The organism is Paenibacillus cremeus, assembly GCF_007786445.1.
In the GTDB taxonomy this organism is placed as follows: domain Bacteria; phylum Bacillota; class Bacilli; order Paenibacillales; family NBRC-103111; genus Paenibacillus_G; species Paenibacillus_G cremeus.
Genome location: NZ_VNJI01000016.1, coordinates 11,990 through 31,949, shown reverse-complemented (window position 1 = coordinate 31,949; position 19,960 = coordinate 11,990). Strand labels below are relative to the sequence as shown.

At 52.4% G+C, this 19,960-nt stretch carries 17 protein-coding genes; 5 read left to right on the top strand and 12 right to left on the bottom strand.

Translation table 11 applies throughout. The features are described 5' to 3' along the window. Positions 1 to 9 precede the first annotated feature (9 nt). Complete coding sequence (locus FPZ49_RS14550) at positions 10 to 1,137, bottom strand: MGDG synthase family glycosyltransferase (RefSeq protein WP_186445824.1); 1,128 nt, start codon at positions 1,135 to 1,137, stop codon at positions 10 to 12. Positions 1,138 to 1,243: 106 nt separating this feature from the next. Further along, positions 1,244 to 2,380, bottom strand: coding sequence for an MGDG synthase family glycosyltransferase (locus FPZ49_RS14545; protein WP_144847873.1), 1,137 nt, complete (start codon positions 2,378 to 2,380; stop codon positions 1,244 to 1,246). Positions 2,381 to 2,481: 101 nt separating this feature from the next. On the opposite strand from FPZ49_RS14545, the gene FPZ49_RS14540 reads away from it, so the two are divergent. Beyond that, positions 2,482 to 3,126 carry a TVP38/TMEM64 family protein gene (locus FPZ49_RS14540; RefSeq protein WP_144847871.1) on the top strand — a complete coding sequence of 215 codons (645 nt, stop codon included), beginning with the start codon at positions 2,482 to 2,484 and terminating at the stop codon, positions 3,124 to 3,126. Between the two features lie 67 nt (positions 3,127 to 3,193). On the opposite strand, the gene FPZ49_RS14535 is transcribed toward FPZ49_RS14540, so the two are convergent. Then, complete coding sequence (locus FPZ49_RS14535) at positions 3,194 to 4,036, bottom strand: phytanoyl-CoA dioxygenase family protein (protein ID WP_144847869.1); 843 nt, start codon at positions 4,034 to 4,036, stop codon at positions 3,194 to 3,196. Positions 4,037 to 4,178: 142 nt separating this feature from the next. On the opposite strand from FPZ49_RS14535, the gene FPZ49_RS14530 reads away from it, so the two are divergent. Together FPZ49_RS14530 and FPZ49_RS14525 are read left to right on the top strand one after the other, a co-directional pair. Then, complete coding sequence (locus FPZ49_RS14530; RefSeq protein WP_144847867.1) at positions 4,179 to 5,165, top strand: helix-turn-helix transcriptional regulator; 987 nt, start codon at positions 4,179 to 4,181, stop codon at positions 5,163 to 5,165. After that, the gene (locus FPZ49_RS14525; protein ID WP_186445823.1) at positions 5,165 to 6,241 is read left to right on the top strand and encodes an Ldh family oxidoreductase; all 1,077 of its coding nucleotides are present in this window, start codon (positions 5,165 to 5,167) and stop codon (positions 6,239 to 6,241) included. Before FPZ49_RS14530 ends, FPZ49_RS14525 begins: the two co-directional genes overlap by 1 nt. A gap of 128 nt (positions 6,242 to 6,369) precedes the next feature. On the opposite strand, the gene FPZ49_RS14520 is transcribed toward FPZ49_RS14525, so the two are convergent. The 7 genes from FPZ49_RS14520 to FPZ49_RS14490 all read right to left on the bottom strand — a co-directional run bounded on the left by FPZ49_RS14520 (position 6,370) and on the right by FPZ49_RS14490 (position 15,262). Continuing rightward, positions 6,370 to 6,771 carry a VOC family protein gene (locus tag FPZ49_RS14520; RefSeq protein WP_144847863.1) on the bottom strand — a complete coding sequence of 134 codons (402 nt, stop codon included), beginning with the start codon at positions 6,769 to 6,771 and terminating at the stop codon, positions 6,370 to 6,372. Positions 6,772 to 6,935: 164 nt separating this feature from the next. Further along, complete coding sequence (locus tag FPZ49_RS14515; RefSeq protein WP_144847861.1) at positions 6,936 to 7,814, bottom strand: carbohydrate ABC transporter permease; 879 nt, start codon at positions 7,812 to 7,814, stop codon at positions 6,936 to 6,938. A 20-nt stretch (positions 7,815 to 7,834) separates the two neighbouring features. After that, positions 7,835 to 8,806 carry an ABC transporter permease gene (locus FPZ49_RS14510; protein ID WP_261381413.1) on the bottom strand — a complete coding sequence of 324 codons (972 nt, stop codon included), beginning with the start codon at positions 8,804 to 8,806 and terminating at the stop codon, positions 7,835 to 7,837. A gap of 33 nt (positions 8,807 to 8,839) precedes the next feature. Beyond that, a complete protein-coding gene (locus tag FPZ49_RS14505) occupies positions 8,840 to 9,925 on the bottom strand; it encodes a mandelate racemase/muconate lactonizing enzyme family protein (RefSeq protein WP_144847859.1) in 1,086 nt (361 codons plus the stop codon). Positions 9,926 to 9,951: 26 nt separating this feature from the next. Beyond that, positions 9,952 to 12,270: a helix-turn-helix domain-containing protein gene (locus tag FPZ49_RS14500; RefSeq protein WP_144847857.1), complete on the bottom strand. Its 2,319-nt coding sequence runs from the start codon at positions 12,268 to 12,270 to the stop codon at positions 9,952 to 9,954. A gap of 30 nt (positions 12,271 to 12,300) precedes the next feature. Next, positions 12,301 to 13,854: an extracellular solute-binding protein gene (locus FPZ49_RS14495; RefSeq protein WP_144847855.1), complete on the bottom strand. Its 1,554-nt coding sequence runs from the start codon at positions 13,852 to 13,854 to the stop codon at positions 12,301 to 12,303. Positions 13,855 to 14,101: 247 nt separating this feature from the next. Then, on the bottom strand, positions 14,102 to 15,262 hold the full coding sequence (locus FPZ49_RS14490) for an MFS transporter (RefSeq protein ID WP_222429911.1): 1,161 nt from the start codon (positions 15,260 to 15,262) through the stop codon (positions 14,102 to 14,104). A 75-nt stretch (positions 15,263 to 15,337) separates the two neighbouring features. On the opposite strand from FPZ49_RS14490, the gene FPZ49_RS14485 reads away from it, so the two are divergent. Then, complete coding sequence (locus FPZ49_RS14485) at positions 15,338 to 15,820, top strand: nucleoside deaminase (RefSeq protein ID WP_144847851.1); 483 nt, start codon at positions 15,338 to 15,340, stop codon at positions 15,818 to 15,820. Positions 15,821 to 15,889: 69 nt separating this feature from the next. On the opposite strand, the gene FPZ49_RS14480 is transcribed toward FPZ49_RS14485, so the two are convergent. Beyond that, complete coding sequence (locus tag FPZ49_RS14480) at positions 15,890 to 17,173, bottom strand: ABC transporter substrate-binding protein (protein WP_186445822.1); 1,284 nt, start codon at positions 17,171 to 17,173, stop codon at positions 15,890 to 15,892. A gap of 129 nt (positions 17,174 to 17,302) precedes the next feature. On the opposite strand from FPZ49_RS14480, the gene FPZ49_RS14475 reads away from it, so the two are divergent. Continuing rightward, positions 17,303 to 18,160: an AraC family transcriptional regulator gene (locus FPZ49_RS14475; protein WP_144847847.1), complete on the top strand. Its 858-nt coding sequence runs from the start codon at positions 17,303 to 17,305 to the stop codon at positions 18,158 to 18,160. An 8-nt stretch (positions 18,161 to 18,168) separates the two neighbouring features. On the opposite strand, the gene FPZ49_RS14470 is transcribed toward FPZ49_RS14475, so the two are convergent. Further along, positions 18,169 to 19,932 (bottom strand): glycoside hydrolase family 2 protein, encoded by a 1,764-nt coding sequence (locus FPZ49_RS14470; protein WP_144847845.1) that lies wholly within the window; start codon positions 19,930 to 19,932, stop codon positions 18,169 to 18,171. Positions 19,933 to 19,960: the final 28 nt, after the last annotated feature.

The window sequence follows — 19,960 nt, the reverse complement described above, 5'->3', positions numbered from 1 at the left end:
GCTATACAGTTAGCGAAAAAGCAATTGTCGCTCCTGCGTATGCAGCACAATATCCTCGGTGATCAACGCCGACGCGCTCGACTTTCGCAGCTCCTCCAGCCGGGACTCCAGCTCCGAAGGGTCATACTTCCCGGCTAGGAACGCCTCCATCTGCAGCTCTAATTGCTTCACCTGCTCCGAAATAAACGCAATCCCCTTGCTGGATAAAAACAAGGCGTTCTCCTTCTCTTGTCCTGCAAACGGTTTGTAAATAAACACCGGCTTCTTCAGTGCGATAGCCTCAGATAAGGTAAGCCCGCCGGCCTTCGTGACCATACAGGTGCAGCGCTTCATAAGCTCGTGAATGTGCTCGACAAATCCGAGCACCTCCACCTCCGGGGCATCCTTGTACTTCATGCGCAGCTTTTTCTCCAGCTTCTGGTTACGTCCGCACACGACTGCCAGCCGGCATCCCTCGATGCGCAGCAGCGACTCCAGGATGTCGTCCACATTCCCGAGCACACCATACGAGCCCGCGAGCACCAAAATGAGGGGATCAGGCGATTCGGGCATGAGCTCCGACTTTTCCTGGCTGGCTTGATCAAACGCTTTACGAATAGGGATGCCGCTAACCTCAATCCGATCCGGCCGTATTCCTTTGTTTATTAACTGCATTTTCAATTCCTTTGCCGCCACATAGTACTTATCGACTGCGGGATGCACCCAACGGGCATGCAAGGTAAAATCCGTTATGACCGTGTAATTCGGGATGCCCTTCCGGCTGCACAGCTCCGGTACAACGCCGAACGGAAACGTGCTGACCACGGCGTCAGGACGAAACTGCTCGAGCGTCTCCTCCATTTTTCCGAGACCAAAGTGATTCACATACCGGTTGAAGCCCACATCGAATTTGGCGTTTCGAGTCAAGTAGTAGCTCCAGCCGTAATAATCCAATCCAAACCGGGAGATCAGCATGCTTTGGATATAAAGGGTGGTCGAAATTTTATGAATTACCGGATGGGCCTCTTTCATGAGATCCATGACCAAAACGTCCTCAGACCCTTGAGCTACAAAGGCTTGCATCAGCGAACGGGCGGCTTGCAGGTGTCCATCTCCATAGCTTGCGGTAATGATTAATACACGCGTCCTGCGTCCCATGGGTTCAGCCCTCCTCATTCCTCTAATTAAATATTTATTAAATCAAGCATTCGTGTATGCTCAAACGAAAAAAAGCCACGTTAAAGTGGCTTTGTAGCTATGGAACTCAAACCGGCTGAAGCAGGCTCTGAGTCATCGTTTGGAGAATATCTTTGACAATACGGTCTGCTGCATGCGCTTGATGAAGCGGCGCCATTCGAAGCTGCATGGCGTTGGCCTTCGCCCCGTCGGATAAGAACGTTAAGAGCTGCGCTTCCAGCTCTTCCACACTATAGGAGATTCTGGCGATCCCTTTCCCTTCAAAAAATAACGCGTTCTCTTTCTCCTGCCCCCCGAAGGGCTTGTAAATAAAGACGGGAAGCGACAAGGTCAAGGCTTCCGTGAGGGTCAGCCCCCCCGCCTTGGTTACGATACAGGAGGAGAGCGCCATGAGCTCTTGCATATTGTCAATAAATCCAAAGATATGAACATTCGGATCGCCGGCAAAATCCTCCCTCAGCTGCGAAGCCATCCTTTCGTTCCGGCCGCAAACGATCGCCATCTGACAATCGGTTCGGGAAAGCAGCGATTGGATCATCCCTTCGATTTCACTTAGCACCCCATAGGCTCCCCCGGCAATGAGGACGGTTTTTTTATCCGGATGGAGCACCTTCTTGAATGGATTGTCTTGGTTTGAAATATGGTAGAACGAAGGGCGTATCGGAATTCCGGTCACTTCGATTTGATCCTGCTCAAACCCTTTGGTAAGCAACTCGGCTTTAAGCTCTGGAGTAGCTACATAATATTTATCGGTTCCCGGATGGACCCAGCGCGAATGCAGCGCATAGTCGGTCAAGACGGTAAAGCTTAAAATGTCCGAGCCATGGGCAATCTCTGGCGCGGCCGCGAAAGGAAATACATTAATAATCGCATTCGGTCGCTTCTCTTCGATCATTTCCCGCAGCTTTTTTTCGCCCAAATAATTAAAATATCTGCGCCAAGGGTTATGCTGCCTATATTTGCGAGTCATGTAGTAGCTCCACCCGTAGTAGTCAATTCCGTATTTGATAGCTTTCGTGCTGGTAATATACATTTTTTTGGAAATATTATTGAGTAGCGGGTGCGCTTCTTCCAGCAAGTCAATCATCCAAATGTCTTCAATCCCTTGATCTAAAAAGCTTTGCATGAGCGCCCGGGAAGCCTGAAGGTGTCCCTCCCCGAATCGGGCTGTTAAAATCATGATGCTTAGCTTGGACTTTTCCATCTCGTTTACCTCCGTGAGGGTCTTCCAGCGTGGAAATTCAGAATAGATTATGGTTATCCTGCCACAATAATTCAAAGCACATACCGGAAAGGGTAAAGTCTATGGAATCGACAAACGTGATGCTGTATAAGCGCTGGATCAGCGTCATTGGCTTGCTCCTCATCGGCGGCATGATTGCGTATTATATTTATCTGCTCCGGATCGGCGAAGCCCAGCGGCTCATGAGCTCGATTCGGCATTTTGGCTACAGCGGCATCTTGATCGGTATCGTGTTTCAAGCAATGGTCAATATTCTTCCAGTGCCGGGCGAATTTACCTCCATCGCTTTGATGGAAATCTACGGCCCCGTCATGGGGGGCGTCTATTCGTTCATCGGCGGCATCATCGGGGCGCTGGGCGGGCTGTATCTTTCCCGTTGGGTTGCCAAGCCATTCTTCAGCGCTCTGGCGGCCCCTTATGTGGCCAAGGTCGAGGAGTGGCTTAAGAAGCGAGAGCAGCTTGGATTGCTGCTCATTCGGTTCATCCCGCTGGTTCCGTATCATTTTGTGAACTATGCCGCGGGGCTCTTGGACGTGAATATTTGGGCGTTTACCTGGACGACCGCCTTGGGGATTCTGCCGTACACGATCGCGATGAGCGGCATTTATGCTGGAGTGCGTCAGGGCTCCCTCCTCTGGGGAGCCGTAGGGGGCGGTATTTTTCTGATCTTGGCCGGCATCGGTTGGATGGTGCGGAGGGGGAGGTAGCGAGGCTGAAGGAATGCGGAAAAAGGCCTGCTGAGCACAGCAAGCCTTTTGGCTCTGATCGGAGCCTCTATCTCCGCTTGTACAAGCTCGGGAAGTAGACGCCCTCGAACAGCTGGCCGTCAGATGGACGCGGCCCGAGCAGCCGAATATTGTCGTGGCGCTGCACACGGGCTTTGTAGTGGGTGCCTCCGGGCATCAAGTGCGCCACGATCGAGAGCCGCGGCTCCGTTGTTCGGTTCGCACCCGATCCGTGGAACGTCAGCGCATGATGAAAGCTTGCCTGCCCTGCTTTTAGGATGCACGGCTCCTCGACCCACTCTCGTCCACCCGACGTGTATTTCTTTTTCAGCGCATCCATGTCTTGGTCGAAGAACGTATTGCTGTCCGGCACTAGCCCCCAATGGTGTGAGCCGAGGATGGTCGACATGCCCCCATTCGTCAAGTCCGTATCCTGCAGCGCGATCCATACGGTCACCATATTCGTCGTGCTGGAGCACTGCCAGTAGCCGAAGTCCTGATGCCAACCAACGTTGCCCGCGCTCGTCTCCTGATCGCCGACGCCCGGCTTGTAAATCACTTGATCGTGCCACAGCCGGATTTCGTCCACCCCCAGCAGATCGGCCGCCCATTCACCCATCACAGGATCGGTGACGGTCGTGCGAATATCATCATTGATCCACCAGCCGTTATCCAGCTTCCTGAGCGCATCCGGGTTCTTGTTTGGCGGCCTATGGTTCATCGGGAAGTTGTCCCCGTCATACTGTCCCGACCAGATCCGTTCGTGAGCGCGGCGAAGACGCTCGATTTGCTCATCTGTAAGCAGCTTCGGGCTGATCCAGTAGCCATCGCGTTCGAAGGTTTGCTTATCCTCCGGTGTGATTTTGTAGCTGCGTAATGCGGTTTCCGTCATAGTTAGGTGCCTCCTCAAACGGGTTTAATGCCAGCATAACTGACTGCAGCCCGCGTTGACGTTCAAGAGAATCTGAAGTAGGATCAGAAACATGAGGGATTATCGGAAACATTTTTTTTAAGCTTAAGAAAGGGAGTTTTCCATGGCGGAGCAACGAATGAAAAAAAGCTCAACCGTGAAAGGCGGCGGGGCATCTTCCCGATGGACTTACGAGGCAGAAAATAAAGGTCCCATCGAGGACGTACCGGAGCTGGTCATGTTCGGCTGCGATGAGTTTCGCAAGGCACATCCGCTCCGTGACCACGCACATCCGGGCTGCTTCGAATTCGTCTTGGTGGAACGTGGAAAAGCGGGCTGGGAGCTGGACGGTACCGTGTACGAAACGAAAGGCGGCGACGTGTTTCACACGCGCCCGGGAGAGCGGCACCGCGGAGGGTTCAACGTCATCGAGCCGAGCAAAATTTGGTGGCTGATCGTCAGCTCCCCCACCCCGCAATCGAAAGATTGGCTGCGGCTGCCTCCGAACGAAATCGCCGCTTTGGAAAGCGCTCTAGCGGCGCTTCCCCGCGTTGTCCATACCGGCTTGCGGCCTGTTGACACTTTCATCCGGCTGCAGCAAGCCCTGATGACCGAAAGTCCGCTCCGCTCCACGTTCATTCGCCAATCCATCGTCGAGCTTCTGCTCCATTTCGTCCGGCCGGAAACCGTCGCCGCTTCCGTAGCCGATGATTTGGTCCATCGGTTCGAATCCCTGATCGAGCGGATGCGCAGGGAACCGGAATGGAGGCCCGCCGTAGCTCAGCTCGCAGAGGAGGCTGGGGTCAGCGAGTCGCATTTTTACCGGACGTTTCAGGCCTACAGCGGATTGTCGCCGAATTCCTACATGGAGCGGCTTCGGCTCAAAGAAGCTTGCCGCTGGCTGGAAGAAAGCACAGAGCCGATCACACACATCGCCCACCAGCTCGGGTACCCGTCAAGCCAGCATTTTGCTACCGTGTTCAAGCGGTATACCGGCCAAACTCCGAGCCGCTGGCGCGCTAATTCAATTTCAAGCGGAATCACGGGATCTATGATACAATCGCATCGAACATTGGGTACGTCACTATGGGCAACGGGAGCGGATCAATAATGGAACCATCGCGTCAAAAAGCAAATCCTAAGCAGCTGGAGCATTTGGTATCGCTAGCTTTGCAGCAAACAGGCATACCGGTTGAAGACGCCGATTTGACGGCACGCATTCTCGTCGACGCTGATCTGCGCGGCATTGACTCCCATGGGGTCATCAACCTGTACAACAACTACATTAAGGGCATCCAATCCGGTAAAATCAACCGTCGTCCGGATATCAAGGTAGCCTGCGGCAGTCCGACCACGGCGTCCGTGGACGGGGACAACGGCCTTGGCTTTGTAGTGAGCCACAGGGCGATGAGCGAGGCGATTCAGATGGCTCAGCAGTACGGGACCGGATGGGCTACCGTGTATAACAGCAACCACTGCGGTGCGGGTGCCTACTACACGCTGATGGCGGCCGAGCACAACATGATCGGCATCATGTACTCCACCGGCGGCACCACAGTCACCGGGCCCGGCGGGCGGAGCCGGCTCATCGGCAATAACGTGATGGCGTTTGCCGCTCCCGGCGGGAAGCACGGTCCGTTCGTGCTCGACATGGCCCCTACGATGGCAATCGCCAATAAGCTGCACATGCTCGATTGGGCGGGCAAGCCTATGCCGGAAGGCTGGGCGGTGGACGCTGAAGGGCAGCCGATTACCGACCCTAGCGTCTATTTTGCGGAAAAGGGTGCGATTCTTCCCCTTGGAAGCACCGCCACTCATGGCGTGCATAAAGGGTTCGGTCTGCTGCTCATGACGGATATTCTCACCGGCTTGCTGTCGGGCGACGGAGGCAGCATGTTTCGCCGAAAGGGCGAGGAAAGCCATGCCTTCTGCGCCCTGCGCATAGACGCGTTTCCTTCGGCTGGAGACTTCCACGAGCTAATGGATGAGATGATCGGGAGGATCCATGAAGCCCCTGTTGCCGCCGGCGCCGATCCGATGAAATACCCCGGGGAAAAGGAAAACCAGACGTACAAGGAGCGTAGCGTGAACGGCATTCCGCTTCAATCGCATGTGATGGAGAGCCTCAAGCAAATGTGCTCGGAGCTGGATTTAATACGAGCTTATGATGCGCTTTGGATGGACTAGCCGCTCGTTGTTGGGCGTCGTTGGTCGTTTGGTCGTGAAGCACACGCCGCTTTGACACTTGCAGATATGAGATTATGCGGGGTGTAAAAAACGCCGGTAACCTAAAGCAGGTGACCGGCGTTTCCATATTAGCTTTTCGGCATTTTGCTCTTATCCATGTACAGCAGGTTCCAGCGGTGACCGTCCAGGTCGGCAAATCCTGCGCCGTACATCCAGCCGTCAACCTCACTCGGCTTGCCAAAGATGCTTCCTCCGGCAAGCTCTACTTTTTGAATAAAGGCATCGATTTCTTCTCTGCTATCAGCGCCAATGGAAAATATTACTTCTGCGCTATGGGACGTATCTGCGATTTTTGAACCTGTAAATTTCTCAAACGCCGCATCCGGGAACAGCAGAATCGTTGTTTGGCCTATGGCAAGCTTGGCTCTCTCGTTACCAAAGCTCACCGCATGGATTCCAATCTCATTGAAAAAGGCAGCTGACCTCCCAACATCTTTGACCGGCAGGTTAATCCAAATCTCCTGTACCATGGCAGTAGCCTCCTGGAATATATTTTCAACTATTCCTACTATACTCTACTTCCGGCAGCAGAAGCGAATCTTATAAAAGAAACCGCAAGGTATGACATTTCTGTCATGCATCCTGCGGTTTCCTTAGCCTTAGTATACTCGAACTCCACACACAGCCCTTTCCACTACCCCTTAACCGAGCCGAGCATAACGCCCTTGGCAAAATGCTTCTGCAAAAACGGGTACACGATCAAGATCGGCACCATCGCCAGTACAATGGACGCCATGCGGATCGTTTCCTGCGGGAGCACCCGGTCGTCACTGCCTCCGCCCGCGCCGACGCCGTTCGATTCGGAATCGATGACCAGCGATTTCACCAGCACCTGCAGGGTCCATTTTTTCGCGTCGCTCAAATAAACTAGGGCGTTGAAGTACGTGTTCCAGTACGACACCGCGAAGAACAGGAAGAACGCGGCGATGGCGGGCATGGATAATGGGATCACGATGCGCCAAAAGACGCCGATGTCCGAGCAGCCGTCAATGCGCGCCGCCTCCTCCAGCTCTGGGGGGAGCGAATCCAGAAACCCTTTGATGACCAGCAAGCTCCACGCGTTCGTTAGACCGGACAAGATCAACGACCAATGGGAATTTAACAAATTCATTTCCTTCATTAACAAGTAGTTCGGCAGGATCCCCGCGTTGAAAACGAGCGTGAACACCACCCCGCCAAGCATCAGCTTGCGGCCGGGCACGTGCTTTTTGGTTAACACGTACGCAAACGTAAACGAGAGCACGATACTAAGTGCTGTCCCGATGCCCGTAACGTACACCGTGCTATTAAGCGCGTTAATAAAGCTGTTGGTGGATAAAATGTACTTGTAGGCGGCTAACGACCATTTTTCGGGAACCAGATAAAATTCCAATGGCACATACACGGCCGGGTCGGTAAACGACACGCTGAACACATAAATAAACGGAAACACGCACGCGATGGAAATGACGGCAAGCAGCGAGTAGTTTATATAATCGAAGACCGTCAGCTTCTTGGTAGCTACAAAACTCAAGTGAGCTCCCCTCCTTCTCCTTAATAAATCCCCTCTTGCCCCAGCTTCTTCACGGCGTAGTTGGATATCATCACTAAGACTAGCCCCACGACGCCCTTGAACATCCCTACCGTGACACCGACACTCACTTTCCCTCCCAAGATCCCGATCGTATACGCATACGTGTCAAACACCTGGGATACGGAGGTGACCAGCGGATTGTTCATCAACAAAATTTGCTCAAAGCCCACATCCGCCATATGACCGAGCCGCAGAATCAGCAAAATAATAATCGTCGGACGAATCGCCGGCAGCGTCACATGCCAGATTTGCTTCATTCGCGATGCCCCGTCGATCACGGCGGCCTCGTACTGCTGCGGATCTACGCCGGCCATGGCTGCAAGGAAAATAATCGTTCCCCAGCCGACTTCCTTCCACATGCTCTGCGCAGTCAGCAATCCCCAGAAATAATCCGGGTTGGACAGAAACGACACTGGCCCGATGCCCACCGCCGAGAACAGCTTATTGATCAGCCCCACATCCGTGGACAGCATGAAGAAGGTCATACTGGCCACCACGACCCACGATAAAAAATGGGGCAAATAGACTATCGACTGGTTGATCCGCTTAAACGCCTCATGACGGACCTCGTTGAGCATTAAAGCCAGCAGAATCGGCAGCGGAAACATGAAGATAATGCTGAAAATATTAACCGCAAACGTATTGCGGAGCATGAGATAAAAGATTTGGCTCGAAAACAAATCCGTAAAATTCGTAAAGCCAATCCACCGGCTGCCCCAGAAGCCTTGAAACGGGTTATATTCTTTAAACGCAATCATCAGCCCCCACAAGGGCACGAATTTGAACAAAATAAAATACAGGATGCCTGGCAGCGCCAGCACGTACATCCATTTGCATTGGACCATCGCCCTCCACAATCGCGAATAGCTCTGGCTGCGCTCTCTATCTATCCTCAGATTCGTCTGAGTCTGTGCAGGTGTATGTGTCTGCATGATTCTCTCCGTACCTCCATCCTCGCCCATTGCTTATTCGCTGATTTGATACTCCGCCTTTTCCAGCCATTCCGGATTCACCGTGATGCCCCAGCCTGGACCCTGCGGAACCTGAACTTGACCATCCTCCACCTTCAGAGGCTCGGTAAACAAGCCGTTTGTCCAAGCGTCGTCTTCAATCGTAAATTCCATGTATTTGCCCGGATTCGGAATGGCCGAAACCATGTGCATCGTAAAGACGGTCAGCATCGATAAATTGGCGGCATGCGGCATACAAGGCATCCCAACAGCCTCCGCCATTTTGGCAACCTCCAGCGCACGGCTGATTCCACCTACATAGCAAATATCCGGCTGGACGATGTCCACGGCGCGCATCAAAATCATACGGCGGAACTGGGCCAAATCCGTATCCTGCTCCCCGCCCGTGACCGGAATATCCAAGGCATCGGCTACCTGCTTGGTCCATTCTAACTCCATATAGGGGCATGGCTCCTCAAAATGGCACACTCCGTACTCAGCCAGCATCTTGCCGGTTTCAATCGCTTTGGCCGGCGTCAGTCCGCTGTTCGCATCAACAAACAGCTCCGCGCGGTTACCGATGGCTTTCCGTACCGCCCGCACCACTTCCTCCGATCGGCCCGGATACACATCCACATCGTTTGCAAAATTGTTGGCGATGCGGATTTTGAACGCCTCGATGCCCTGCGTTTCCATCAAACGCTGAATCCGCTCGGCTTCCGCAGCCGGTGAAATGTTGCGCTTCATGCTGGAGCCATAAATTTTCACTTTGCCGGGCGTACCGCCCAACAGCTCGCTGACGCTTTTTCCCAGACGCTTCCCCTTCAAATCCCACAAAGCCGTGTCTAGCCCACCGACCGCTCGGCAAATATAAGAGCCGGGAAATTTATGCTCTTCCCTGACCACCTTCTCAACCAGCGCCTCGATGTCGTTGGCGTCGGCCCCCAGTGCATGGGGAGCGACCTGCTGATGAAGCACGAGCGCCGAAATATTGGCATGGTATGGCGCGATTTGCCCATAGCCCTGCAGTCCGTCCTCCGAAGTGACACGCACGACGGACAGCTGCCGGGTCGTAAACGTCTCGATCCGTTTGATTTTCATCGATATCGTTCTCCAATCCATTCGATTTAACGATGCTCGGAGCGAAAATGCCCCGGGGTCATCTGTACATAACGCTGAAACAGGCGAATAAAGTTGCGCTCGGAATAGCCGATCGCCTCTGCCACCTCGCTGATGCTATGATCCGTATCCTTGAGCAGCCGCTTGGCCTCGCCGATCTTCGTTTCCACCACATACTCGAGGAAGTTCTTCCCTACCTGCTTCTTAAATAAGCGGCTCAAATACGACGGGCTAAGCCCCACGCGATCAGCGCAGTGCACCAAGGAGACATCGCTGCCGTAATGCTCATGAATATATTGGCAGACCCATTGGATCGCCGAGTCCCCTGCCGCTTCCCGGTCATTGCGTGTTAACTCCAGATACAGTGGAAACAGCGATTCTTCAAACCAGTCGCGCATTTCCTTCGACGTTTGCTTGCTTCGGAGCTGGCCGAACAAATTTTGCTCCATCAAATCGAACACATTCGCCCCCGCCTTCTCCAGCGACACAATAAAGGACGACAGAAACAAATGATAGCTCTGGTAAATGAACACGTACGATTGGGAATTTCGCAGCGTTTCGGTAAATTTCTTGAAATGCTGCACCGCCGAAGCCAGCTCCTCCTGCTCGAGGGAATGAAGGATCTCCCGCTCCAGCTCGATCGGATAGCGCAGGACGGTCTGCTTTTTCACGTGCTCCACGTCATCAATAAATAACAGCGGCTCCGCATCGCGAAAAATTCGGTATTGCAGCGCTTGATCCGCCTCTTTGTAGGACACCGGAACGTCCGCAATCGAAGGATAGAACCTCCCGATCCCCACGTTCACCTCAAAGGATAAATATTTGTGGAACGCATCGATCATCACATACACATAGTCCGAGGTCAGGTCCCGCATCGTTTGCTGCACCATATCCGGCTTAAACTGCAGGATGGCCACCCCTCTGCCCTGATACGGAATCGCATAGCCCATCAGCTTCTGATCGTTCAAAATCTCCTGCATCACGTTAGCCAGCGAAAAAGCTACAATGCCTTTCTCCTCGGGCAAAAAGCGCTTCTCCCGGTAAATATTTTCCGCATCCACAATGAGCACGACGTTCGTCATCTCCATCTGAATCCCGTACGTTTGGCAATCCTGAAGCAGCGTTTGATTGGCCGTATAGTCCCCGCTCAGCAGCTTGAAAAGGAACTTTTCGCGCAAGGAGGGCTCGATATTTTGCATGACGGTGTGCAGCTTCTCGCTTTCTTGACTCAAATAATCGAGCGATTCCTTGATGATATCCAGCTCGCTGCCTTTAAGCTCGATGCCACTCGTTCGGCTGCCCCGAAGCGTTCGGCTGTGGTTCATCAGTTGTCCGATCGGCGTGTACGCCCGTTTGGACGTAATATACGTTAGGAGAATCCCGATGCCGACGAACACGATCAGGATCAGCGCCGTCATGTTCCGAATCCAGCTGAGCTGGTCGGTGATGACTTGCTCGGGAATGACAGAGACGTATGTTCGGGAGAACACATTTTTGACAAAATGGTACTGGGCCGGCTTCCCGTCAATGCCTTCCGCCACAAATCGGCCTGAGCTTTGATCCGAAGCTTTGATGATCGCAATGCCCTTGAGCCCGGCGGTCTGCTTCGCCAAAGTTTCCCCCGGCTTCCGGTCCACCCCGAATGGATCGTGCAGCTTCACAATGTACAAATCCTGGTCTCCCGTGAGCAATACGGTGTCGGTTTCCATAAACTTGCTCAGCTGGGACGCTTCGATCTCAAACGCCAGCACCCCTTTAGGCCCTTCGGTTCCGATTAACGGCAGCTGCCTCGCAAACGTAATGTACCCTTCCTTGCCCTTCAGCTGTGTCCATTGGGTCGGATGCTTGCTCGCCAGCAGTTGATCGAGCTGATCTTTGTACTTGTAATAAGTTTTGTCTATTGCCCCGTATTCATTGGAAATAATAAGCTGATTCGTGCTGCTATAGAGATAAATTTCGCTGATGAAGCTGTTGAAATTTTTCACCAGGGCGATTTTTTTCAAAATATCCAGCTTTAAAATACCGCTTTCATCGATCGGCCCGGATAGCTCCTGCTGAATCAAGGGATCATTGGCTAACTGGAGAGACTCCTGCTCCATCTCTTGCAGGACGCGTTCAGCACGGTCCTTCATAATGGTCAAGGACGAATCGCTTTCCGTCTGGATATATTTTTCCATCCGGTTCGTCGAGATCTGATAGTACACCAGGCTGGCCAAAAACACCGGAATGCACACGGAAATACAGCCAAGCCAGATGAGCCTGTACAAATAGGTTCTCGGATTTGCCATTCGTCGTTTGTTCAGAAGCTTGCTGCCCCAGTTAACCATAAGCCCTCCCTGTTCGTTAAGCCCGAGCTGTTATTTCGGGAATTTCTCTTTGTAGTCGGCCGCAAATTCCTTGTATGCCGTTTGGAACTCTGCGGTGGCGTTTAGCTTCTCGATATAAGCTTTATAGTCGTCCATCGAGATTTGGCCTACAATCGCCTTCACCACATTCGATTGCCAATCGGACTGGTATTTCGGCCAGATCGAAGTCCAAGTATTCGAATTGATGATCGAGAACGGATCAATCTTGCCCACCTGGGCATAGCTGGCGACCGATTTTTCTTTCGCATCGTTATACGCCTTCGGAGCCGCAGGATTGATGACTTTCATTTTATTGTTATAGGCGAGTGGGAAAATCGCGCCCGTCCCGTTCGCAGTAACTTGTTTGACACCCAGCTCGGTAAGCTGCGGCTGACCCTCGACCATTTTGTAGTCTACGCCTTCTACTCCATAGTAGTTAAAATCAGTCTGCTCCTGCGTGGTCGTCCGTTCGAAGAAGTCCAAAATTTGCTTCACTTTCGCTTCCGGCACCTTCTTCGAGATATAGAACGCTCCAGAGAACGGAACCGACAGCTGAACACTGGTACCGCCCGGACCTTTCATCGGCGGCAGCGAAATGACGTTCGCCTCCGGCTGCACCTTCTTGATGGTTTGCTCGAAGCTGTAATCCCGCCATGTATTTCTGCCATACGAGGCCGCACGACCTGTGGTAAAAATTTCCTCCGCTTGCGTCTGCTTGATCGCTGAGAAGTCTTTGGCCAAGATGCCATCGGCATACAGCTGACGGAAGTAAGCGACCATGTTCGTGTAATTCGGCGTCAGGTACTTGTTAATCAGACCGCCGTCCTTAGCGTACACGGGATCCAGACCACCAAACGCAGCCAAGAAGCTGCCGTCACTGTCCGAGAAAAAGTTGCCTGTCGTGCCATGTCCGATCAAACCGATCGTATCCTTCTTCCCGTTGCCGTCCGGATCGCCGTTGACCATCGCTTTTAGTGCTGCTGTATATTCATCGAGCGTCGTTGGCACTGGAATATTAAGCTTATCCAGCCAGTCCTTCCGGATTTTGAGGCTGAGGTCGATATGCGGACGGTTTCTCGGCACGCCGAAGATTTTGCCGTCGGTACGGACATAGTTCCAAACATCCTTATACCCGTTGTTCTTCAAATTCGGATACTTGCTGAAGTCACCGAGGATCGGAGTCAAATCCCAGAACGCGCCCTGCTTCACGGCATTTTGGAGCGTCGGACGGGTGATGCTGTTCGCTACGATGACTTCCGGAAGGTTGCCGGAGGCGAGCACGAGATCGAATTTCGTATCATAATCGCCGGATGGAATCCATTCCACATCCAATTGGACTTTGTTGTCCTTTTGGAATTTGGACCAATACTCATTATTCATGTCCGGAACGTCGGCAAACGATGGAACCATGAATTGAACCTTCAAATTCTGTGCGGGAGCCGCAGCGCTGTCAGCACCGCTTTTTGCCGCTTCCTTTGTTTCTCCTCCGCCGCAGCCGGCCAGCACGCCTAATAGAAGCGATGCCAACATTACCGTACTGACTTTTTTTGTCGTGAATGTTTTCATAATACCCTCCCTGTTATGCTTTATCACCGCTGTTCCTGCTTAACACAAGCACGGAGCAGCGTCTTCGGGTTTATTATAGGAGGATCCGTTCACTGCAAGTAAGTGACAATCCTTGTACTGCTGCCCACAAAAAGACGTATATCAATTACTGTCACCCTAGGATGATTGTACCGCGCATTCCCCGGGAAATAAATAAAGACCACCGAGCACCCTCTCGACGGTCAACTATAAGTATAATGCGATACAGCTACGCCCCTACCTTCTGGGGATCGATCTTTGGCCGAGTCATGAATCCCCCGACTAATAACATGACTCCACTGGCTACGAAAATGATCGTAAGACCAGCAACCCCCCCGATTCCTCCGAACAAGGCGGGGATTAGCGTTTGGGAGACGCGATTGAATGTGATTCGCATCCCTAGGACTTCGCCCCGGCGTTCCAACGGACTGACCTGGATGGCATAAGCCAAGCTTAGCGGCTGTCCGAGGCCTAGACTTGCCCCAAGCACCGTAACCAGCACCGCGATCACAAGCACGGCAGATAGATTGGCAGTCAAAATATAGATGAGGCCGCTAAGGTACAAAGACCACGTTAAGACATGGCCCCTCCCAAAATGTTGAACCAAGGGATGCTGTCCAAAGCGAATAATCATGGCTGCACCGCCCATAATGGACAGAATCAGGCCGATGGTGGTCGGAGTCATACCTAGCTTCTCCCCAAGCAGGGGAAAGTACGCCGAAAAAATTTCTTTGCTGGAAATGGCTAAGCCGCTGGTGATGACCGCGTTGCGCAGCTCTCGGTTCCGCAGCATGCTCCACACACTCTTATTCTCATGATCGGCGAATTTCGGGGCTTGGGCTTCTTTGGACACTTCCCAGATCCCTTTTTTGACCGCATAAATGGTTCCCACAGCGATCAAAGCCGCAAACCCGTTGGCCGCGTAGGAAAGTGAAAAGCCTGCTTTTTCATAAATAAAGGTGCTTACCAAAGGACCGAGCATCGCCCCGAGCGAAGAATATAGCCCGAACATCGCAATGCGCTTATCCACATTATCCGTATTATTGCCCACTCTCTTCTGGAGTGCGACGACCTGACAGGTGAAGGCAATGCCCATCAACGCCTGCGAAAAAATAAAGGTAATCAAGTTGGGCATCAGGATGGGGACAATCAGCGAGACAACAATGCCCGTTCCTCCAAAAGCAACGAGCCGCCGAACCCCGTATTTATCAATCCATTTGCCGATATGCACCGCTAAAAAGGCAGGCAAAAAGGCGAATACGGATACAAGCAGACCGATCTCCGATGGCGTAGCGCCCAATTGGGAGGCATACAACGTGATGACGGGCTTGGTTCCGGCCACAATAAATTGGTTAATGATGTTAACGATATTAATAATCGTGATGATCATGTTGTCCTCCGGCAGGCTGCTTTTGTTCGTCGTTTCAGTTATGATACCATAATTCATAGATGAGGAGGTTGATTTATGATAAATGCTGTGGATTTGAAGCACCTAGAGCGCTGTGTCGAGCTTGCAAGGACTGCACTGGAGGCTGGAGACGAGCCGTTCGGCTCCATTCTAGTCTCAGCGAGCGGAGTTGTGCTGGCAGAAGATCATAACCATGTAGCTGGCGGCGACCATACCCAGCATCCGGAATTTGCGTTGGCGCGCTGGGCAGTGAGTAACATGACCGTTGAAGAACGAGGCAAGGCGACGGTCTACACCTCGGGAGAGCATTGCCCGATGTGCGCTGCAGCTCACGGCTGGGTTGGACTGGGCCGCATTGTTTATGCGAGCTCCTCTGAGCAGCTGGCACAATGGCTCGGTGAAATGGGAGCTGCTCCATCCCGCGTTCGTAATTTGCCGATTCACGAAGTGATTCGAGATACACCGACAGACGGTCCCGTTCCTGAATTGGCAGAGCAAGTCAAGGAGCTCCATCGTCAATTCCAAGCGAAAGCACGTTGAGCCCCCGCACGACAAAAAGATCGCCAACCATTTTGCTAAAATGGATCATTGGGCGATCTTTTTTATTCATTATCTCTTAGCCTCAGCGATTCGCTTATTGGCTTCGTCTTCCGCCTGTCTTAGAATCGTATTCGTATCCGACTTCCCTTTCAGATAATCGTTCATGGATTTATTGATGACATCCTTGATGATTTCTTCGTATTCCGTCGGCTGCGGGTTGGGCGAGCTCTTCATTTTCAGCAGCGCCTGCACGTTCTTTCCTTTGAGCGAGGCCAGATCGGCCCCGAAATCCTTCGTCGCCTCGGGATCCTGGATAACCGGAATCAGCCCTCTTCTCGCCATTCGGGCCTGGCTCTCCTTCTCGGTCAAGAAGGCCATCACCTTGAACGCCTCTTTCTTATGCTGGCTCTTGGTGGATAACAGGAGGCCGGAGACGTCCGTTTCTTTCACCAGCGGAGCTTCCTTGCGGCTCGGGAACGTCACGATATCCCAGTTAGGCGCAGTTCCGCTTTTATTCAGCTCCTCGAGCTGATTTAACCGATTGTAAGCGACCATCATGGCCAAATTTTTGTTTTTTTCAAAATCGTTGAAGATGCCCTTCGTCTGGTTGCCGGGAATATCTTTGATCGATTTGTACATTTCAAAATAGGACTTCCAGCTATCAGACGTCAACGACGCTTTCCCAGTCTTGGAGTCGAATAGCGGAAGCAGCAAGGACGCCGAAATGCGCGGAGCCGCGATCAGGTCGAGGCCGTAATACGGCTGAGCTCCGTCGGTTTTGCTCAATTGCCGCGCAAGGTTAATCGTCTCCTCCCAAGTGATTCCATCCTTTGGATACGGGACCCCAAACCGGTCAAAAATGTCTTTGTTATAATATAACGCCGCCGGATTGCTGTACAAAGGCAGCATATACAGCTCGCCGCCCGCTCCGTAGCTTTTCAAGGTCTGGATAATGCTCGGGTCGAATTTAGTCAAGTCGATGTTGTTCTTTTTCACCAACGCATTTAAATCCTCGGCTAGTCCGAGCGGCGTATATTTGTAAATATCGAAGTTGGCCTGAAGCATCAGATCCGGGAACGTCCCGGCCGTCAGCATGTCCTCGAACGACTGATTGGCGGGCTTCCGAACCAGCTCCATCGTAATATTCGGGAACTTCTCTTTCACCGGCTCCGCAATCAGCTTGCTGAAATCCTCATCGGTCACATTCAGCAAATACTGCAGCACGGTCAGCTTGATCGGCTCCTTGCTCTCCCCATCGGTTGGCGTCTGCTGTGTCCGGTTCGCACTATTGCAAGCGGAAGTCATCAGCAGTGTGGCAGCACAAGCGAGGGCAATGACGTTCCTCCCTTTCATAAGTAAGCACTCCTTGGTCTGATGTAGCATTTTTGAACTGTGCAACGATAAAAATTGCTACTGATGTGGTAGAATACAATCATCTCTTTTACAATACCTTCAAATGGCACTTATAGGGAATAGAAATTTATGGAAGTACCGGTGAGGATAATGGACAAATACGGACCTATCTATCATTTTCCGCCAATCGGCGATCATCCTTCTCCTATCAGCGTGCCGTTCATCGGCATCAACTATTGCTCCCCTCAGTACCGCAATATTAGGAAGCTGGCTCAAATTACGGTCATGGGGTGCGTATTGTCAGGGCGCGGGCGGATTCAAGTCAATGAGCAATCCATCTCAGTAAAGCAAGGCGATGTCTTCTTGATGCGAAGCGGCTGCTATCATGAGGTCGAATCCGTAGCCGAGCAGGATGATCCTTGGGTGTTCATCTGGTATAACGTTCACAGCCATTGGGCGCTTAAGGTGCTGGAGGCTTATCGCCTCTTATCTACGGTCGTTGTTCCGGACGCTTCCCTCGAATCTTTGTTCCAGCAGGGGATTGCATGGGCCGACAGCAAGACGAACGAGGAGATGCAGGCCGAGCTGCAGCTTCTTTTTATGCAAATTGTCATCCGTCTGTCGGATATTCAGAGGAACCGGGGGGAGCTGCTGTCCTTACCCGTGCGGCAAATCAAGCTTCATCTGGATAACCAGCTGCTGCAGTCGTTTCATACGGAGCAGCTCGTGAAAGCGATGGGCCTATCGGCCAAGCAGCTTAACCGCCTGTTCAAAAAAGAAATGGGAACGACAATTTACAATTATGTGCTAACCCGAAAAATGGAGTCGGCCAAGCTGATGCTGATCGATACGCAGTTAACCGTCAGCGAAATTTCAGAGCAATTGGGCTATTCCGACGCCCACTATTTCTCCAATCTGTTTAAGCAAAAAAACGGCATGCGTCCCTCCACGTTTCGCAGCCGTTTTAGTGATCAATTGCAGGAGTAACTTTCGTCTCAGGAGAGATTGATCTCCCGAATCTTCTCGATCGGCAGCTTCGGCTTGCGCTCCTCGGTCAGCAGCCCGTTGACCTCCTGCTGAACGTCGGTAATTTGCGTGTAGCAGTAGCCTACGATATATTCCGTCTGCTTGATCGCTTCATGGATGCCGCGGAAGCGTTCCAGGAACGCTTCTTCCGATGCGACCTGCTTGCCGTAGCCCCAGCCTTTATCGGTTTGGAAGGCGATGCCCCCAAATTCGCTCACGATGACCGGCTGTCCTTTGTAGCTGTAGCCATCAGCGAAGGCGTATTTCCACTGGTTGCACGTCGTCTCGTTGTTCACGATTTCGTCCTTATTGGCATAGCGCTTAAGGAACTGCTCCCCTTTTTCCACGTAATCATGCAGCGTCAAAATATCGGACACCGTATGCTCCCAGCCGTCGTTTGTAATGACAGGTCGGTTTGGATCAAACGCTTTGGTCAGATGATAGATCGCTTCCGTGAACTTCTGCTGGCTGCGATCCTTGTAAATGTTCCCGATCCCCCACGATTCATTGAAAGGAACCCACGTGATGATCGAAGGATGGTTGTATTGCTGACGAACAATCTCCATCCACTCTTCGGTGAACGTTTGGACCGCGTTATCGTTAAACTCGAAGGTCGCCGCCATCTCGGACCAGACCAACACACCTTTGACATCGCACCAATACAAGAATCGGGCGTCCTCAATCTTCATGTGCTTTCGAACCCCGTTATACCCCATCTGCATGATAAGATCGATATCCTCCATCAGCGCTTCCTCGGAAGGCGGCGTCAGGTGGCTGTCCGGCCAATAGCCCTGATCCAGGATGAGCCGCTGATAGACCGGCACATTGTTCAGCAGCACTTTGCCCTTCTCGATCGATATTTTTCTCATTCCAAAGTAAGAGTACACATGGTCAATGACGACATCGTCGCGGTACAAAATAAATTCCACATCGTACAAATTCGGACGGCCCGGAGCCCAATAGCATCGCTTCCACGGCCCGTTCATTTCATGAACGAGATCGACCTCGAGCGTAAGCCATGGGCGGTCGATGATCAGGCTGGTTTGCTTGACCTGCCGGCCTTTCATGGAAATGATCGTTTCCAGACGCAGCTTGCTGCCCGTTTGTTCAAAGCCTTTCACCTGGTAATCGAAACGTACGGAGGAAGCGTCGAGATCCGGGGTGATTTTGACCGAATCGACGTATTCCCGCTCTACATATTCGAGCCAAACGGACTGCCAAATGCCCGTCGTCTGCACATAGAAGCACTCGAAGTTATCGTCCACCCAGCGCTGCTTGCCGCGTGGTTGGGTCGCGTCCTTGCTGTCCTCGACCTTTAGCGTCAGCTCGTTAGCCGATCCTATCTTCACATAAGGGGAGATGTCGAACGAAAAGGCCGTATACCCGCCTCGATGCTTGCCGACGTACTCGCCGTTAACCCATACGGTTGCGATATAATCGACCGCTTGGAAATGCAGGAGCATGCGTTTGCCCTCCACTTCCGAAGGAATGTCCAGCGATCGGTTGTACCACACGAAAGGATGGTGGGCTTCCTCACCGATGCCGCTCGCCTTCGTTTCATAGGTGAAGGGAACGGTGATTTGGCGCTCGCCGCCGAAGCTCCGATGCCACCCCCTGGCTTCTCCAGCGCCCTCGTCGTCGAAGTCGAAGCGCCACTCGCCATTGAGATCGACCCACTGGTCCCTCACGAACTGGGGTCTGGGATAGTTTTTGATATATTTCTTGGTTGTCATATGGTTTCGTCGCTCCTAAGCACTACGT

What these genes read in the sequence shown, in the direction of transcription:
- FPZ49_RS14550 (WP_186445824.1), bottom strand. Translation starts at nt 1,137, where the DNA reads ATGGGACGCAGGACGCGTGTATTAATCATTACCGCAAGCTATGGAGAT.
- FPZ49_RS14545 (WP_144847873.1), bottom strand. Translation starts at nt 2,380, where the DNA reads ATGGAAAAGTCCAAGCTAAGCATCATGATTTTAACAGCCCGATTCGGG.
- FPZ49_RS14540 (WP_144847871.1), top strand. Translation starts at nt 2,482, where the DNA reads ATGGAATCGACAAACGTGATGCTGTATAAGCGCTGGATCAGCGTCATT.
- FPZ49_RS14535 (WP_144847869.1), bottom strand. Translation starts at nt 4,036, where the DNA reads ATGACGGAAACCGCATTACGCAGCTACAAAATCACACCGGAGGATAAG.
- FPZ49_RS14530 (WP_144847867.1), top strand. Translation starts at nt 4,179, where the DNA reads ATGGCGGAGCAACGAATGAAAAAAAGCTCAACCGTGAAAGGCGGCGGG.
- FPZ49_RS14525 (WP_186445823.1), top strand. Translation starts at nt 5,165, where the DNA reads ATGGAACCATCGCGTCAAAAAGCAAATCCTAAGCAGCTGGAGCATTTG.
- FPZ49_RS14520 (WP_144847863.1), bottom strand. Translation starts at nt 6,771, where the DNA reads ATGGTACAGGAGATTTGGATTAACCTGCCGGTCAAAGATGTTGGGAGG.
- FPZ49_RS14510 (WP_261381413.1), bottom strand. Translation starts at nt 8,806, where the DNA reads ATGCAGACACATACACCTGCACAGACTCAGACGAATCTGAGGATAGAT.
- FPZ49_RS14505 (WP_144847859.1), bottom strand. Translation starts at nt 9,925, where the DNA reads ATGAAAATCAAACGGATCGAGACGTTTACGACCCGGCAGCTGTCCGTC.
- FPZ49_RS14500 (WP_144847857.1), bottom strand. Translation starts at nt 12,270, where the DNA reads ATGGTTAACTGGGGCAGCAAGCTTCTGAACAAACGACGAATGGCAAAT.
- FPZ49_RS14495 (WP_144847855.1), bottom strand. Translation starts at nt 13,854, where the DNA reads ATGAAAACATTCACGACAAAAAAAGTCAGTACGGTAATGTTGGCATCG.
- FPZ49_RS14490 (WP_222429911.1), bottom strand. Translation starts at nt 15,262, where the DNA reads ATGATCATCACGATTATTAATATCGTTAACATCATTAACCAATTTATT.
- FPZ49_RS14485 (WP_144847851.1), top strand. Translation starts at nt 15,338, where the DNA reads ATGATAAATGCTGTGGATTTGAAGCACCTAGAGCGCTGTGTCGAGCTT.
- FPZ49_RS14480 (WP_186445822.1), bottom strand. Translation starts at nt 17,173, where the DNA reads ATGAAAGGGAGGAACGTCATTGCCCTCGCTTGTGCTGCCACACTGCTG.
- FPZ49_RS14475 (WP_144847847.1), top strand. Translation starts at nt 17,303, where the DNA reads ATGGAAGTACCGGTGAGGATAATGGACAAATACGGACCTATCTATCAT.
- FPZ49_RS14470 (WP_144847845.1), bottom strand. Translation starts at nt 19,932, where the DNA reads ATGACAACCAAGAAATATATCAAAAACTATCCCAGACCCCAGTTCGTG.